This window comes from Streptomyces boluensis, assembly GCF_009908195.1.
Taxonomy (GTDB): Bacteria; Actinomycetota; Actinomycetes; order Streptomycetales; family Streptomycetaceae; genus Streptomyces; species Streptomyces boluensis.
On sequence record NZ_JAAAHS010000014.1, the window covers coordinates 1 to 13,956 of the forward strand.

The following is a 13,956-nucleotide window of genomic DNA, read 5'->3' on the forward strand; positions in this document are numbered from 1 at the left end:
CCAGAGTGTCGTCATCCCCGGCCCGCCCCCACGACGGCACCGACCGCTGCGCCTGCTGCCTCTCCTGCGTACCGCCCGGGTCGAACAGCGCCTGTGCCCGCATCCGGACATGCTCCGCCGAGGCCCGCCGGTGCCGAACACCCCCACGCACCCCGGTCGTTCGATAGGGCACCCGGACGCGACCCACAGCTGGGCGATGCCGCATCCGGCCGTCCGACGCCGGGCCGCGCCCAGGACCGCTGGTGGCGGCGACGACGGCGGATCGCGGTGAACCGGAAGGACGAGACGCACGAGGAGAGCGAGGAGATCGAGGAGTCATGCCTGCGACGCTAGGCAGCCCCGAGCAAGCTTGCTGATCTTGGTCAATTCCTGTGGAGAACCAGGGAGTTGTGGATAACTCCGTCACCCACACGAGTCACACAAGCCACCCCACACCGCAACGCACGACACGCGCCGCACCCACCACACACGCCACGCACCACCCACACCACAGCAAACGTGGATCTTCGACGTGGACGCACAGGCACCCGCCCCTACCGAGGCGAGACAACCGCCCCGAGCAGCCCAGGCCCGGTGTGCGCCCCGATCACCGCGCCCACCTCGCTGACGTGCAACTCGACCAGGCCAGGCACCCGTTCCCTGAGCCGGTCGGCAAGTGCGTCCGCCCGGTCCTGAGCCGCCAAGTGGTGCACCGCGATGTCCACCGCGCTCGCACCGGCCCGCTCGGCCACGATCTCCTCGAGCCGTGCGATGGCCTTGGACGCCGTGCGTACCTTCTCCAGCAACTCGATGCGCCCGCCGACCAGTTCGAGCAGCGGCTTCACCGCGAGGGCCGACCCGAGCAACGCCTGCGCGGCTCCGATACGGCCGCCACGGCGCAGATAGTCCAGGGTGTCCACGTAGAAGTACGCGGAAGTGGAAGCCGCCCGCTTCTCCGCGGCGGCCACGGCCTCGTCCACCGTGCCGCCGGCCTCGGCGGTCTCCGCGGCGGACAGGGCGCAGAACCCGAGGGCCATCGCGACCATGCCGGTGTCCACCACCCGCACCGGAACCGGAGCATCCGCGGCGGCCAGCACAGCGGCGTCGTACGTCCCGGAGAACTCGGCCGAAAGGTGCAGCGAGACGATGGCCGTGGCGCCAGCTTCCGCGACCCTGCGGTAGGTCTCCGCGAAAAGCTCGGGGCTCGGCCGTGACGTGGTCACCGGGCGGCGCTTCTGCAACGCGGTCGCGAGTGAGCGGGCCGAGATCTCGGTGCCCTCCTCCAGTGCCTGATCGCCCAGGACCACAGTGAGCGGAACCGCGGTGATGCCGTGCTGCTCCATCGCCCGTTGCGGCAGGTAGGCCGTGGAATCCGTGACGATCGCGACATGGCGGGACATGAGCTGGAGATTACCTTCCAGGACCCGGGCGCGGCAGCCCGGGGCCAGCGGGGCGGAGCGGCAGTACGGCATGGTCGACGGCCTGCACGGGGCGCCCGCCGAACCCACGGGAACCCTGCTCAGACCGCCCGGCCCTAAACCGCGTCAAGGCCGGCTCAGCTCACGTAGCACTCTCCGGCTTGGCGTCCCGCTGCACGCTTTTCTGCCACGGATACGTGGGCAGCGGCTTGCTCGGTTCGATCGCCTCGGGCCCGGATTCCGCGCGCTTCCGCGCCTCCGGCCTGTCGCGGTCCGCGGGGGCTTCGGGCCACGTCTGCTCGGTGGGCGCCGCCGGCCCGTCGATCAGCGTCGGCTCGGGCCACGAGGGCGTGGCGGGCGCAGCCGTGCTCGAAGTGCCGGTGGACACAACGGTGTCGGCGGACCCGGAGGTGTCAGCGGATCTGCCCCGCCCGGCCCCGTCCTCCGTGCCGCTCTCCTCACGCGTCGGCTCAGCGGACCTCGGCTCGGCGCGCGTCGGCTCAGCGGACCTCGACTCGGCGCGCGTCGGCTCAGCGGGCCTCGACTCAGCAGGCATCGATTCGGCAGGCGTCGACTCTGCAGGCGTCCAGTGCCGCAGTGCTCCCGACTCCATGTCGATCTGGCGGCCGAGCTCGGCCAGGTCGTCCTCGGCGAAGTTGCGGGCGCGGTCGTGCGCCGCCCAGCGCAGGGAGTCCGCCGCATGGACGATCTGGTCCGTGCGCTCCTTGAGGTCGGGCAGGCGCTGACCGAGGCGGGTCTTGTCCGGGTCGCGCTCCAGTCGCTTCAGCTCACCGTCGAGCTCATGGCCATGCGCGGTCAGGCGCTCGAAGAGGCGCAGCGACTCCTGGAGCGAGGCGTCCTCCACGGCACCCGCGCCGAGGGCGTCCTGGGTGGCCTTCATCGTCGAACGCAGCTGTACGCGCAGCCGGGCGAGCTCGCCCGCCGCTCCCGGCTGGGTGAACGTCTTCGCCTTGAGGGTGGTGTCCTCGACCGTACGGCGGGCCTGCTCGATGGTGCGGTCCACACCGCGTGCCGCTGCCTTCGCGACCTTGACCGTGACGAACACCCCCAGCACCACAAACAGCACGAAAAGCACCGCCAGTACGGCGATCACTTCACCCATGGCGGGCCTCCGGGAGGTCGAAACGGCGGTCTCTTCAACGGTAAACGCACACGGGCAGGCCGAGGGTTCCTTCGAACCCCCAACCTGCCCGTAGGGGACATCCCTGCGAGGCCTCCGACGCGACCTCCGGCACCCACCCCACCGGGGCGGAACCGAACATCACGGGGAGGAACGACGCCTCACGCCGGAACGATGTTCACCAGCTTCGGCGCCCGCACGATCACCTTGCGGATACCGGCACCGTCCAGCGCGGCGACGACCTTCTCGTCGGCCAGGGCCACCTTCTCCAGCTCCTCGTCCGAGATCGACGGGGAGACCTCCAGGCGCGCCTTGACCTTGCCCTTGATCTGCACGACGCAGGTCACGGCCTCGTCGACGACGTACGCCGGGTCGGCGACCGGGAAGTCCGCGTGGACGACGGACGACGTGTGGCCCAGCTTGCGCCACAGCTCCTCGCCGACGTGCGGGGCCAGCGGCGCGATCAGCAGGACCAGGCGCTCGGCCACGGAACGCGACACCGCGCCACCTGACTTCGTCAGGTGGTTGTTCAGCTCGGTGATCTTGGCGATGGCGGTGTTGAACCGCATGCCTTCCAGGTCCTGGCTGACCCCGTCGATCGCCTTGTGCAGGGCGCGCAGCGTGGCGTCGTCCGGTTCGGCGTCCGTCACCGTGACGGCGCCGGACGCCTCGTCGACGACGTTCCTCCACAGCCGCTGCAGCAGCCGGAACTGGCCCACCACCGCGCGCGTGTCCCACGGCCGGGACACGTCCAGGGGGCCCATCGCCATCTCGTACAGGCGCAGGGTGTCCGCGCCGTACTCGGCGCAGATCTCGTCCGGAGTGACGGCGTTCTTCAGGGACTTGCCCATCTTGCCCAGCTCGCGCTTGACCGGCTCGCCCTCGAAGAAGTACTGGCCGTCGCGCTCCTCGACCTCGGCGGCCGGCACCGGGAAGCCACGGCTGTCCCGGTAGACGTACGCCTGGATCATGCCCTGGTTGTACAGCTTGTGGAACGGCTCGGCCGACGAGATGTGCCCCAGGTCGAACAGCACCTTGGACCAGAAACGCGCGTACAGCAGGTGCAGCACGGCGTGCTCGGCGCCGCCGACGTACAGGTCGACGCCACCGGTCGGCTGCCCCTCGCGCGGGCCCATCCAGTACTGCTCGATGGCCGGGTCGACCAGCTTCTCGCTGTTGTGCGGGTCCAGGTAGCGCAGCTCGTACCAGCACGAACCGGCCCAGTTGGGCATGGTGTTGGTCTCGCGGCGGTACCGCTTGGGGCCGTCGCCCAGGTCCAGGGTGACGTTGACCCAGTCCTCGTTGCGCGACAGCGGCGTCTCCGGGGACGTGTCCGCGTCGTCCGGGTCGAAGGTGCGCGGCGAGTAGTCCTCGACCTCGGGCAGCTCCAGGGGCAGCATCGACTCGGGCAGCGAGTGCGCGACGCCGTCCTCGTCGTAGACGATCGGGAAGGGCTCGCCCCAGTAGCGCTGGCGGCTGAACAGCCAGTCGCGCAGCCGGAAGTTGACGGTGCCCTCGCCGATGCCCTGTGCGGCCATCCAGTCGGTGATCTTCGCCTTGGCCTCGACGACGCCCAGGCCGTCCAGGGAGATCTCGTCGTTGGCGGAGTTGATCAGCTTCGCGTCGTACGCGCCGAAGGCGTCGTCCCACGTCGAGGTGTCGGTGCCACGGCCGTCGGTCGGCTCGACCACACAGTGGATCGGCAGCTCAAAGGCTCGCGCGAACGCGAAGTCGCGCTGGTCGCCCGCCGGGACGGCCATGATCGCGCCGGTGCCGTACCCCATCAGGACGTAGTCGCCGATGAAGACGGGGACCTGCTCGCCGTTGACCGGGTTGGTCGCGAACGCGCCGGTGAAGACGCCGGTCTTCTCCTTGGCGTCGGCCTGCCGCTCGACGTCGGACTTGGAGGCGGCGAAGGCCCGGTACTTGGCGACCGCCTCGGCCGGCGAGGCGTGCCCACCGGTCCACACCTCGTGCGTGCCCTCCGGCCAGGCGGCCGGGACGATCTTGTCGACCAGCTCGTGCTCGGGCGCCAGGACCATGTAGGTCGCGCCGAACAGGGTGTCCTGGCGGGTGGTGAAGACCGTGATGGCGTCGCCTTCGGTGCCGACCGGGAAGTCGACACGGGCGCCCTCGGAGCGGCCGATCCAGTTGCGCTGCTGCAGCTTGATCGCATCGGGCCAGTCCAGGCCGTCCAGGTCGTCGATCAGCCGGTCCGCGTAGGCCGTGATGCGCATGTTCCACTGGCGCAGCTTGGACTTGAACACGGGGAAGTTGCCGCGCTCGGAGCGACCGTCGGCGGTGACCTCCTCGTTCGCCAGTACGGTGCCCAGCCCCGGGCACCAGTTGACGGGGGCGTCGGAGGCGTACGCCAGGCGGTAGTCGCCCAGGACCTCGGCGCGCTCGGCCGGGGTCAGCGCGGTCCACGCGCGCGTGGTGCCGGTTTCGTCGGCCGGTACGGCACGCTCGCCGCTCTCGAACTGGGCGACCAGCTCAGCGATCGGACGGGCCTTCTTCGCGTCCTCGTCGTACCAGGAGTTGAAGATCTGCAGGAAGATCCACTGGGTCCACTTGTAGTAGTCCGGGTCGATCGTCGCGAAGGAACGGCGCTTGTCGTGCCCCAGGCCCAGGCTGCGCAGCTGCGCCTTCATGTTGACCATGTTGGCCTCGGTGGAGGCGCGCGGGTGGGTGCCCGTCTGCACGGCGTACTGCTCGGCGGGCAGGCCGAACGCATCGAAGCCCAGGGTGTGCAGGACGTTGTGCCCGGTCATGCGCTGGAAGCGGGCGAAGACGTCGGTGGCGATGTACCCCAGCGGGTGGCCGACGTGCAGGCCCGCACCGGAGGGGTACGGGAACATGTCCATGATGAACTTCTTCGGCCGGGCCGCGACAGCCGGGTCGCCGGCCAGGTCGCCGCTCGGGTTCGGCGCCTCATAGGTGCCGTTCGCGTCCCAGAAATCCTGCCAGCGTGCCTCGATGTCAGCCGCCACGGCGGCCGTGTAGCGGTGCGGCGCTGCCACTTCGGCAGCCGAATTCGTCTCGCTCATGATCCTTAAGGCTCCATCGATCGTCTCTGCCGGCGATTCGGCTGTGGCGTACAACCGAAATGAAAAATCCCCTCACACAGGAGGGGACTGCCGCGCCGATTCCGACCGCCTTCCGTGGAAGGCACCAGTGGTCGGTACTGATCAGCGCGGCTCGCTAAGCAGAAGGCGTACGGCTCGCATGGCGCCAGGGTACCGCAGGGCCCCAGGGGGCCGCACCGAGATTCCGGGACGTGGGCACCATCCACGCGGGCTCACGACGGCGCGGCCCGCTCCGCGGCTCCACTGTCTCCGCGCTCGCGCGCACAAGGCCCAGGACGGCAGGCGGAGTTGAAACAGAAGCACACGCGCGTGCGTCGTTTTTCGACACAGCGGCGAGCGCAGAAGCGGATACATGCGGATACACAAAGAAAGCGGGTCGTCCGATTCGGACGACCCGCTCTCCAACAACTGTGGAGCTAAGGAGAATTGAACTCCTGACCTCCTGCATGCCATGCAGGCGCTCTACCAACTGAGCTATAGCCCCTTGCGGTGTGCCGCCCGGGTTTTCCCCGCGGCGACATCGACAACATTAGCGGGCACCCCGCCCGTCCACCAAATCGTTTGTGCGCCCCACCGGCGACGATGCCCGGGCGGGTACTCTCGGCACGCGTGACCACTCAGGGACCAGCCGCCACGACGACCGACTTACGGCACGGGAAGAACCGCGGCGGACACGAAGCGGAAACCCGCACCTCAGGCGACTCGGGCGACCGCACAGGCCCCGAGCGGCGTTCCCTGGTGATCGCCGCGCTCGTCTGCCTGGCGTCGTTCAGCGCCTTCTGGGTCGCCCAGCGCCTCGCCGGGGTCACGCTCCTGGACGTCATGGTCTACCGCGCCGAGGGCTGGACCGTACGCAACGGCGGAGACCTCTACGCGATGAAGGCCACCGTCGCCCAACTCCCCACCACGTACCCGCCGTTCGCGGCCCTGCTGTTCACACCGCTGACGCTGCTCGGCGTACCGGAGATGCGGACCTTCGCGACCGGCTTCAACCTGGCGCTGGTCCTCGGCGTCGTGTACCTGTGCCTGCGCCTGGTCGGCGTGGAACGGCGGTCCCGGCGCCTCATGGTGGCGCTGTGGGTGGCCGCGCTCCTGGTGTGGTGCGAGCCGGTGTGGACGACGCTGCGGTACGGCCAGATCAACCTGCTGCTCGCGCTGCTCGTGCTCTGGGACCTGACCCGCCGACCCGGCAACCGCTGGGCCGGTATCGGCATCGGCGTCGCCACAGCGGTCAAGCTCACACCGGCACTGTTCGCCGTCATGCTGGCCCTCGCGGGTCTCGTGCAGGCGGTGCGCCTCGCGCGGTCCTGCGCGTCCTGGTGGAACCCCTGGCTACGTCAGGCAACGGTCGCCACCGGCACGTTCCTGCTGGTCACCGCGGCGTCCTGGCTGATCCTGCCGTACGACTCGAAGCGGTTCTGGACGGAGATGGTCTTCGCCGCGAGCCGCCCGGGGCAGGCCGAGGACACCGCCAACCAGTCGCTGCGCGGAGTGCTCGCGCGGCTCCTCCACACCCCCGACCCCGGCATCACCTACGCGATCGTCGCCGCCCTGGTCGCCGTGGCCGGTCTCACTGTCGCGGTGTTCTCGCTGCTACGCGCGCGTGCCGCCTGGGCGGTGGTGTCGTGTGCCGTGACCGCGCTTCTGGTCAGCCCGATCTCGTGGTCGCACCACTGGGTGTGGGTGGTGCCGCTGCTGATCCTGCTCGGGGCGGAGGCGCGCCGCACGGGCAGCGGGCGGCTGCGGGCGGCGGCGATCGGCACAGGGGTGCTGTTCTTCTCGTTCGCCCTCTGGTGGGTGCCGCACGCCGGCACAAGCGCGACCGTACGTCCCGAACTCGACCAGAACGCCTGGCAGTTCCTGCTCTCGGCGGGTTACACACTGGCCGGCCTGGCGTTCCTCGCCCTGGCCGCGCGACGGCTCCTCAGGGCCCAACAGAGCGCCCCGATCGGGCCGCAGCGCTCTCAGGCCGTCGCGAACGAGTAGAAGCGCTTGAGGGTGCAGTGCTCGTCCAGGAGCCTGCCGTAGATCGGCTCACCCTCGAGTTCGCGGTACGTCTCGATGGGGTCGCCTTTTATGATCAGCGCCCGCGCGCATTCCTCACACCAGTACTGGTAAGCGGAGTTGACCGGTTCCATGTCGCGGACGATGGGCGTACCACTGCCGCACCAGTCGCACTTACGCCTGTGTGCACCCATCGATCAGCTCCAGCTGTGGCCGCAGGCCGTGCACACGTAGGAGATCCCGCCGTTGTCACCGAGCACTTGGGCGACATGTGCGGAACCGCAGGACGGGCAGTTGAGGAAGGCGGCGACCTCGGGGCATTCGCACGGGGGGCAGGTGAAGCGGAGCGCGTACTCCGGCAACCAGTCGTAGCCCTGCGCCTCGGCCACGTCGAGCAGGTCGTTGACCTCCTCGAGGATGCTCGCAGGCATCGCGGTTCTCCCTCCCGTCGGGCGCCCTTCGCCGGGTGTGCACCCCCTGCCGGCCCGCCCGATTCTGCCACGGTCCGCCAGATGGGGCAGCGACGCGCGCGTACCGGTCCGGACACGGCGTCAGGTACGGCACCACGGGAGACTTGGCCCGGACAACACGAAATCCCGCCCCCTGGAGGGGACGGGATCCGGTAACTGTGGAGCTAAGGAGAATTGAACTCCTGACCTCCTGCATGCCATGCAGGCGCTCTACCAACTGAGCTATAGCCCCTTGCGTTCTTCCCGCTCGGCGGGCGAACAAGAAGAACTTTAGCCTGCGACCTGCCGGAAAGTGAAATCCGGGTCCATGGTCGCGGACTGCCCGCTCAGTCGTCGTCGCCGAGGACCGGCTCGGGCAGCGTGCCGGCGTTGTGCTCGAGCAGCCGCCAGCCGCGGGCGCCCTCACCGAGCACCGACCAACAGCAGTTGGACAGGCCGCCGAGGCTCTCCCAGTGGTGGGACTCCAGGCCGAGGAGCCGGCCGATGGTGGTGCGGATGGTGCCGCCGTGGCTGACCACGACGAGAGTGCCGCCGTCGGGCAGCTTGTCCGCGTGCCCCAGGACGACCGGAGCGGCCCGCTCGGCCACCTCGGTCTCCAGCTCACCGCCGCCCCTGCGCACCGGCTCGCCGCGCTTCCACGCGGCGTACTGCTCGCCGTACTGCGCGATGATCTCGTCGTGCGTGAGGCCCTGCCAGTGGCCGGCGTAGGTCTCCCGCAGGCCCTCGTCGTGCGTGATGTCGAGGGCGGTCAGGGAGGCCAGCTCGGCGGCCGTGGCGGCGGCGCGCTTGAGGTCGGACGCGACGATCGCGTCCGGCTTCAGGGAGGCGAGCAGCCGGGCGGCACGGCGGGCCTGTGCGACGCCCTCGTCGGTCAGCTCGATGTCCGTGCTGCCCTGGAAGCGGCGCTCCAGGTTCCACGCCGTCTGGCCGTGCCGCCACAGGATGACGCGACGGCCACGGCCACCGGACGCGTTCAGGAACGAACGCTGCGAACTCACAGCATGTCCCCGGCCGCGGCGTCAGCCCCCTGCTCCTCGGCGTGCTGGGCGCCCTTGCCACGGGTGGCCTTGGCGTCGGCGGGCAGGTCGAGCTCGGGGCAGTCCTTCCACAGGCGCTCGAGGGCGTAGAAAACGCGCTCCTCGCTGTGCTGGACGTGCACCACGATGTCCACGTAGTCGAGGAGGACCCAGCGGGCCTCGCGGTCGCCTTCGCGGCGCACCGGCTTGGCGCCGAGCTCCTTGTTGAGGCGCTCCTCGATCGCGTCGACGATCGACTTGACCTGGCGGTCGTTGGGCGCGGAGGCCAGCAGGAAGGCGTCCGTGATGGCAAGGACGTCGCTGACGTCGTAGGCGATGATGTCGTGCGCGAGCTTGTCGGCGGCCGCCTGCGCGGCAACGTTGATGAGCTCGGTGGAGCGGTCCGTCGCGGTCACTACGAGGCTTTCTTTAGGCGGATCAGTACCCCTCAAGGGTCTCACGGACCGCCGACAGCACCCCACACGATTACCCGGGGCCCGGCAGCACGCGCGTGTGCTGCCGGGCCCCGGGGCGTTCCGCTGGTAAGGGAGGGCGGCGGAAGGGCCCGTTCAGCCCGCCCTGTAGTCCGTGCCGAGGATCACGCCGACGTCGGCGTTCGCGGCGACCTTGCCCTTCTTGACGGCGGTGCCGGGCAGGTCGAGGGTCTTCGCGACCTCGACCGCCTGGGCCTTCTGGGCAGCGTCGGCGTACGTGACCTGCGACACGGTGGCGCCGGTGGCGTTGCCCTGGACCACTGCCCAGCCGCCGTTGACCAGATCCACGCGCGCGTTCTGCACGGCCTGTCGGGCGCCGGAGACGCTGATGCGTACGGCGTCGCCCTGGTCGGGACTCTTGACCTTGCCGCCGAGCACGTCCTTGACCATGGATTCGGTGGCCTGGTCGGTGAGTGTGCCGTCCTGCTGCACCGGGAGCACCGACGTCCTGTAGTCACCGTTCTTGGCGTGCTCCGCCAGCTTCGCCAGCGAGGCGCCCAGATCGTTCTCCTTGAGTGACGGGTCGAGGATCTGGGCGAGCGTCTTGACGGTGGTGGTGGCGGCGTCGGGGTCGCTGGACAGCTTCCGCAGCACGCCCTGCATGACGGCGCCGAACCGCTTCAGCTGGGACGTCTCCGGCTCGCCGGGCGCGCGGTAGGTGGCGTAGGCGACGGCCATCGGGCCGCTCAGGGTCTGCTTCTCGCCCTTCTTGACGAGCGGCGCCTCGCCCTTCTTCTTCGCCTCCGGGTCGGGTACGTCGGCGTCGGTGTCGATCTCGATGTTGCCGACGAGTTCGACGAGGTTGTTCAGGTACGGGGTGTCGAGGCGCCAGGTGCCCTCGATGGTGGTGCCGAGGAGCGAGTCGACGGACTCACGGGTGCCGCCCGCGCCGTCCTCGTCGACGGACTTGCCCAGGGTGGTGGCGGCGCCGTCCTCGTCCGTCACGGCGAGCGAGTTGGGCAGCAGCACCGTGGTGCCCTGCCCTGTGGTGGTGTTGTCGACGAGCAGGGCCGTGGAGGTGCCGCGCTTCTTGGTGTTGTGCAGGTGCAGCACGATCACGTCGCGCTTCTGCGGGCCGCTCGCCGCGGCGCCGCCCTCCTCGGAGCCGGAGAGCCCCGGCAGCTTGCCCGCGTACCAGAGGTAGCCGACGCCGCCGGTCAGAGCGAGGGCGAGGACGACGACCAGGGCGACCACGCGGTTGCGGCCGCGGCGTTTGGCCTCCTCGCGGCGCTCTGTGCGTGACTCGGTGAACTTCAGCCAGTCGATGACGTCTTCGGACTCCTCGTCCGGGTCCTCGACGAACTGGAACTGTTCGGTGCGGTACTCCTCGTCGCCGCGCTGCCTCGGCGGCGCCTGCCTCGGGGGCTCCTGGCGCTGCGGCGGCGGCTCGGGGCGGCGCTGTTGCTGCTGTTGCTGCTGTGGCTGCTGTTGCTGCTGTTGCTGCTGTTGCTGCTGCGGGGGTTCGGCGTGCTGTTGCTGCGGCACCCACGCGGTCTGCTCGTCGACGCGCTGCTGCGGCGCCCTTCCCGCGGCCTGCCCGTAGGGGTCGTACCCGGTGTCGTACGCGGCATTGTCGTAACCCGCGCCGCCATAGCCGGAGTTGTCGTACCCGGAGTTCCCGTACGGGTCGGGCGCGGAGGGCTCGGCGTACTGCTGGCCGTAGTCCTGGACCGGCTGCTGGCGGCCGGTGTCCGAGCCGGCGGCGTACGGGTCGTAGCCGTACCCCTGGGGCTGCTGGGGTTGTTGAGGCTGTTGGGGCTGCTGGGCGTACGGGTCGTAGCTCCGGGGCGGCTGGGCCGGCTGCTGCGCCTGCTGCGCGACCTGCTGGTACACCGGCTGCCCGAACTCGTCGTAGCCGACGATCTCGTACTGGCCGGCATACGGGTCGTAAGGGTCGTACTGTCGGTCGTTCACCGGTGCCCCTCTCGGCTCACTCGCCGCGGTACAGCTCGCGCTTGTCGATGTAGCGCACCACGCCGTCCGGCACCAAATACCAGACGGGGTCGCCCTTGGCGACCCTCGCACGGCAGTCCGTCGAGGAGATCGCGAGGGCGGGCACCTCGACCAGCGAGACGCCGCCTTCCGGAAGGCCGGCGTCCGTCAGTGTGTGGCCAGGCCGGGTGCAGCCGATGAAGTGCGCGAGGGAGAACAGCTCCTCCGCGTCCCGCCAGGTGAGGATCTGGCCGAGGGCGTCGGCCCCGGTGATGAAGAACAGATCCGTGTCGGGGTTGAGCGACCGCAGATCGCGCAGCGTGTCGATCGTGTACGTCCGCCCGGCGCGGTCGATGTCGATGCGGCTGACCGAGAACTGCGGGTTCTCCGCGGTCGCGATGACCGTCATGAGGTACCGGTCCTCGGCCGGGGAGACCGTCTTGTGACTCTTCTGCCAGGGCTGCCCGGTCGGTACGAAGACGACCTCGTCCAGGTGGAACTGGGCGGCCACCTCGCTGGCGGCCACCAAGTGCCCGTGATGGATCGGGTCAAACGTTCCGCCCATGACGCCCAGGCGGCGCTTGCCCGTGATCTCGGGGCCGGTAGGCATGTCCTGCTCTCCCATGCGTGCAGACCCTACCGGCCCGGACCTGTGGCCCCGTCGGCGGCGGTGTCCGGCTCAGCGGTCCCGGTTGAAGCGCGTGGTGATCCAGAGGAGCAGCAGCAGCACCACGAAGGCGCCACCGCCGGTGAGGTAGGGGCTGATGCTCGCGTGCTCGTCTACGTGCTCGCCGCCCTCGGCGGCGAGGGTGACCAGCTGGGCTGCGGTGCTGTGGAGGCTCATCGTCGGCAGGACCTATCCGGGTGGGAGCGGGCTCGAGACTTCTGGCACATCGTATGCGGGCGCCTCACGGGCCCTCACGCCGACTCAGGCATCGGTGTCGTCGTCGGCGTCCCGGCGGTAGCCGCGAAGGAGCAGCCAGGCCAGCAGCGCGGAGCCGACGAGGGCGACGGCCAGGACGATCCGCAGGACGTTGCCGGGCCCCTGTTCCTTCGCGGCGAGCTCGGCTGCGGCCAGCAGGGCTGTGTGGGCGTGCTCCATGACGCGTACTCCTTTGGTGTGCTGCCCGGCCACCGTAGCCCGCGTCCGGAAAGTGGATCGATGTGACCCCGCTGCGGCGGAACCGAAACGCATAGGCTGGACGTTCTTCGGAGGCGGGACCAGCCGCAGACATAGGGGGCCACATGACCGAGAACTCCGGACACGAGAACCTCCCGGGCCGGCAGCGCCGGCGCTTCCCGGGAATCTCCTCACGGGCGTACGAACACCCGGCGGACCGCTCGGCGCTGGTGGCCCTGCGTCGGCTCAGCGGCTTCGACACCGTCTTCAAGGCGCTCAGCGGTCTGCTGCCGGAGCGGAGCCTGCGTCTGCTTTTCCTGTCGGACTCGGTGCGGGTGAGCGACGCCCAGTTCGCGCACCTCAACACGATGCTGCGCGACGCCTGTTACATCCTGGACCTGGAGAAGGTCCCGCCGATGTACGTCACGCAGGACCCGAAGCCGAACGCGATGTGCATCGGCCTGGACGAGCCGATCATCGTGGTCACCACGGGCCTGGTGGAGCTGCTCGACGAGGAGGAGATGCGCGCCGTCGTCGGCCACGAGGCGGGGCACGCCCTGTCGGGGCACGCGGTGTACCGCACGATCCTGCTGTTCCTCACCAACCTCGCCATGAAGGTGGCGTGGATCCCGCTGGGGAACGTCGCGATCATGGCGATCGTGACGGCGCTGCGCGAGTGGTTCCGCAAGTCGGAGCTCTCCGCCGACCGCGCGGGCCTGCTCGTCGGCCAGGACCTGCAGGCGTCGATGCGCGGCCTGATGAAGATCGCGGGCGGCAACCACCTGCACGAGATGAACGTGGACGCGTTCCTGGAGCAGGCCGAGGAGTACGAAGCGGGTGGCGACCTGCGCGACTCGGTCCTCAAGATCCTGAACGTACTGCCGCGTTCGCACCCCTTCACCACGGTGCGGGCGGCCGAGCTCAAGAAGTGGTCCGAGTCCCGCGACTACCAGCGGATCATGGACGGTCACTACCCCAAGCGCGAGGAGGACAAGGAGACTTCGGTCTCCGACTCCTTCCGCCAGTCGGCGTCCAGCTACGCCAGCGATGTGCGCGGTTCCAAGGACCCGCTGATGAAGCTGGTCTCCGACATCGCGGGCGGCGCGGGCGACCTCGGCGGCAAGCTGCGCGACAAGTTCACGGGAACGGCCACCGGAAGCGGAAGCGCCACCGGCACCGGCACCGGCACCGGCACCGAGAGCAGCAGCGGCACCGAAGGCCGTGACGCGAGCGACGAAGGCGACGGCACCGACGAGAGCGGCAGAAACGACGGCCCGCGCTGAGCCGGTACGGACG

General features: G+C 69.7%; 13 protein-coding genes and 2 tRNA genes. 2 read left to right on the top strand and 13 right to left on the bottom strand.

From position 1 onward, the window contains the following. Window positions 1–533: 533 nt before the first annotated feature. The 4 genes from GUY60_RS03565 to GUY60_RS03580 all read right to left on the bottom strand — a co-directional run bounded on the left by GUY60_RS03565 (window position 534) and on the right by GUY60_RS03580 (window position 6,108). On the bottom strand, window positions 534–1,379 hold the full coding sequence (locus tag GUY60_RS03565) for a DegV family protein (RefSeq protein ID WP_161693631.1): 846 nt from the start codon (window positions 1,377–1,379) through the stop codon (window positions 534–536). A gap of 160 nt (window positions 1,380–1,539) precedes the next feature. Beyond that, the gene (locus GUY60_RS40040; RefSeq protein WP_446696994.1) at window positions 1,540–2,520 is read right to left on the bottom strand and encodes a hypothetical protein; all 981 of its coding nucleotides are present in this window, start codon (window positions 2,518–2,520) and stop codon (window positions 1,540–1,542) included. A gap of 179 nt (window positions 2,521–2,699) precedes the next feature. Continuing rightward, window positions 2,700–5,585: a leucine--tRNA ligase gene (gene leuS, locus GUY60_RS03575; RefSeq protein WP_161693633.1), complete on the bottom strand. Its 2,886-nt coding sequence runs from the start codon at window positions 5,583–5,585 to the stop codon at window positions 2,700–2,702. A 450-nt stretch (window positions 5,586–6,035) separates the two neighbouring features. Continuing rightward, window positions 6,036–6,108, bottom strand: a tRNA-Ala gene (locus tag GUY60_RS03580). Window positions 6,109–6,359: 251 nt separating this feature from the next. Between GUY60_RS03580 and GUY60_RS03585 the strand changes: the two genes are divergently transcribed. After that, window positions 6,360–7,610 (top strand): glycosyltransferase 87 family protein, encoded by a 1,251-nt coding sequence (locus tag GUY60_RS03585; RefSeq protein ID WP_246234241.1) that lies wholly within the window; start codon window positions 6,360–6,362, stop codon window positions 7,608–7,610. Here GUY60_RS03585 and GUY60_RS03590 read toward each other — a convergent pair. From GUY60_RS03590 to GUY60_RS38180, 9 genes are all read right to left on the bottom strand, one after another. After that, entirely contained in the window at window positions 7,589–7,822 is a 234-nt protein-coding gene (locus tag GUY60_RS03590; RefSeq protein ID WP_161693637.1) for a hypothetical protein, read from the bottom strand. The genes GUY60_RS03585 and GUY60_RS03590 overlap by 22 nt on opposite strands. Window positions 7,823–7,825: 3 nt before the next feature. Further along, window positions 7,826–8,059: a hypothetical protein gene (locus tag GUY60_RS03595; RefSeq protein ID WP_161693639.1), complete on the bottom strand. Its 234-nt coding sequence runs from the start codon at window positions 8,057–8,059 to the stop codon at window positions 7,826–7,828. Between the two features lie 198 nt (window positions 8,060–8,257). Then, window positions 8,258–8,330, bottom strand: a tRNA-Ala gene (locus GUY60_RS03600). 94 nt (window positions 8,331–8,424) lie between these two features. Continuing rightward, window positions 8,425–9,096, bottom strand: coding sequence for a histidine phosphatase family protein (locus tag GUY60_RS03605; RefSeq protein ID WP_312866170.1), 672 nt, complete (start codon window positions 9,094–9,096; stop codon window positions 8,425–8,427). After that, the gene (rsfS, locus tag GUY60_RS03610; RefSeq protein WP_161693641.1) at window positions 9,093–9,530 is read right to left on the bottom strand and encodes a ribosome silencing factor; all 438 of its coding nucleotides are present in this window, start codon (window positions 9,528–9,530) and stop codon (window positions 9,093–9,095) included. The genes GUY60_RS03605 and rsfS overlap by 4 nt, the downstream gene beginning before the upstream one ends. Window positions 9,531–9,683: 153 nt before the next feature. Continuing rightward, window positions 9,684–11,522 (bottom strand): LCP family protein, encoded by a 1,839-nt coding sequence (locus GUY60_RS03615; RefSeq protein WP_161693644.1) that lies wholly within the window; start codon window positions 11,520–11,522, stop codon window positions 9,684–9,686. Between the two features lie 16 nt (window positions 11,523–11,538). After that, on the bottom strand, window positions 11,539–12,165 hold the full coding sequence (nadD, locus tag GUY60_RS03620) for a nicotinate-nucleotide adenylyltransferase (protein ID WP_161693645.1): 627 nt from the start codon (window positions 12,163–12,165) through the stop codon (window positions 11,539–11,541). A 54-nt stretch (window positions 12,166–12,219) separates the two neighbouring features. Then, window positions 12,220–12,384, bottom strand: coding sequence for a hypothetical protein (locus GUY60_RS38175; protein ID WP_187369921.1), 165 nt, complete (start codon window positions 12,382–12,384; stop codon window positions 12,220–12,222). 84 nt (window positions 12,385–12,468) lie between these two features. Continuing rightward, the gene (locus GUY60_RS38180) at window positions 12,469–12,642 is read right to left on the bottom strand and encodes a hypothetical protein (protein WP_187369922.1); all 174 of its coding nucleotides are present in this window, start codon (window positions 12,640–12,642) and stop codon (window positions 12,469–12,471) included. A 143-nt stretch (window positions 12,643–12,785) separates the two neighbouring features. Between GUY60_RS38180 and GUY60_RS03625 the strand changes: the two genes are divergently transcribed. Further along, entirely contained in the window at window positions 12,786–13,943 is a 1,158-nt protein-coding gene (locus GUY60_RS03625) for a M48 family metallopeptidase (RefSeq protein ID WP_161693647.1), read from the top strand. The last annotated feature ends 13 nt before the right edge of the window (window positions 13,944–13,956 follow it).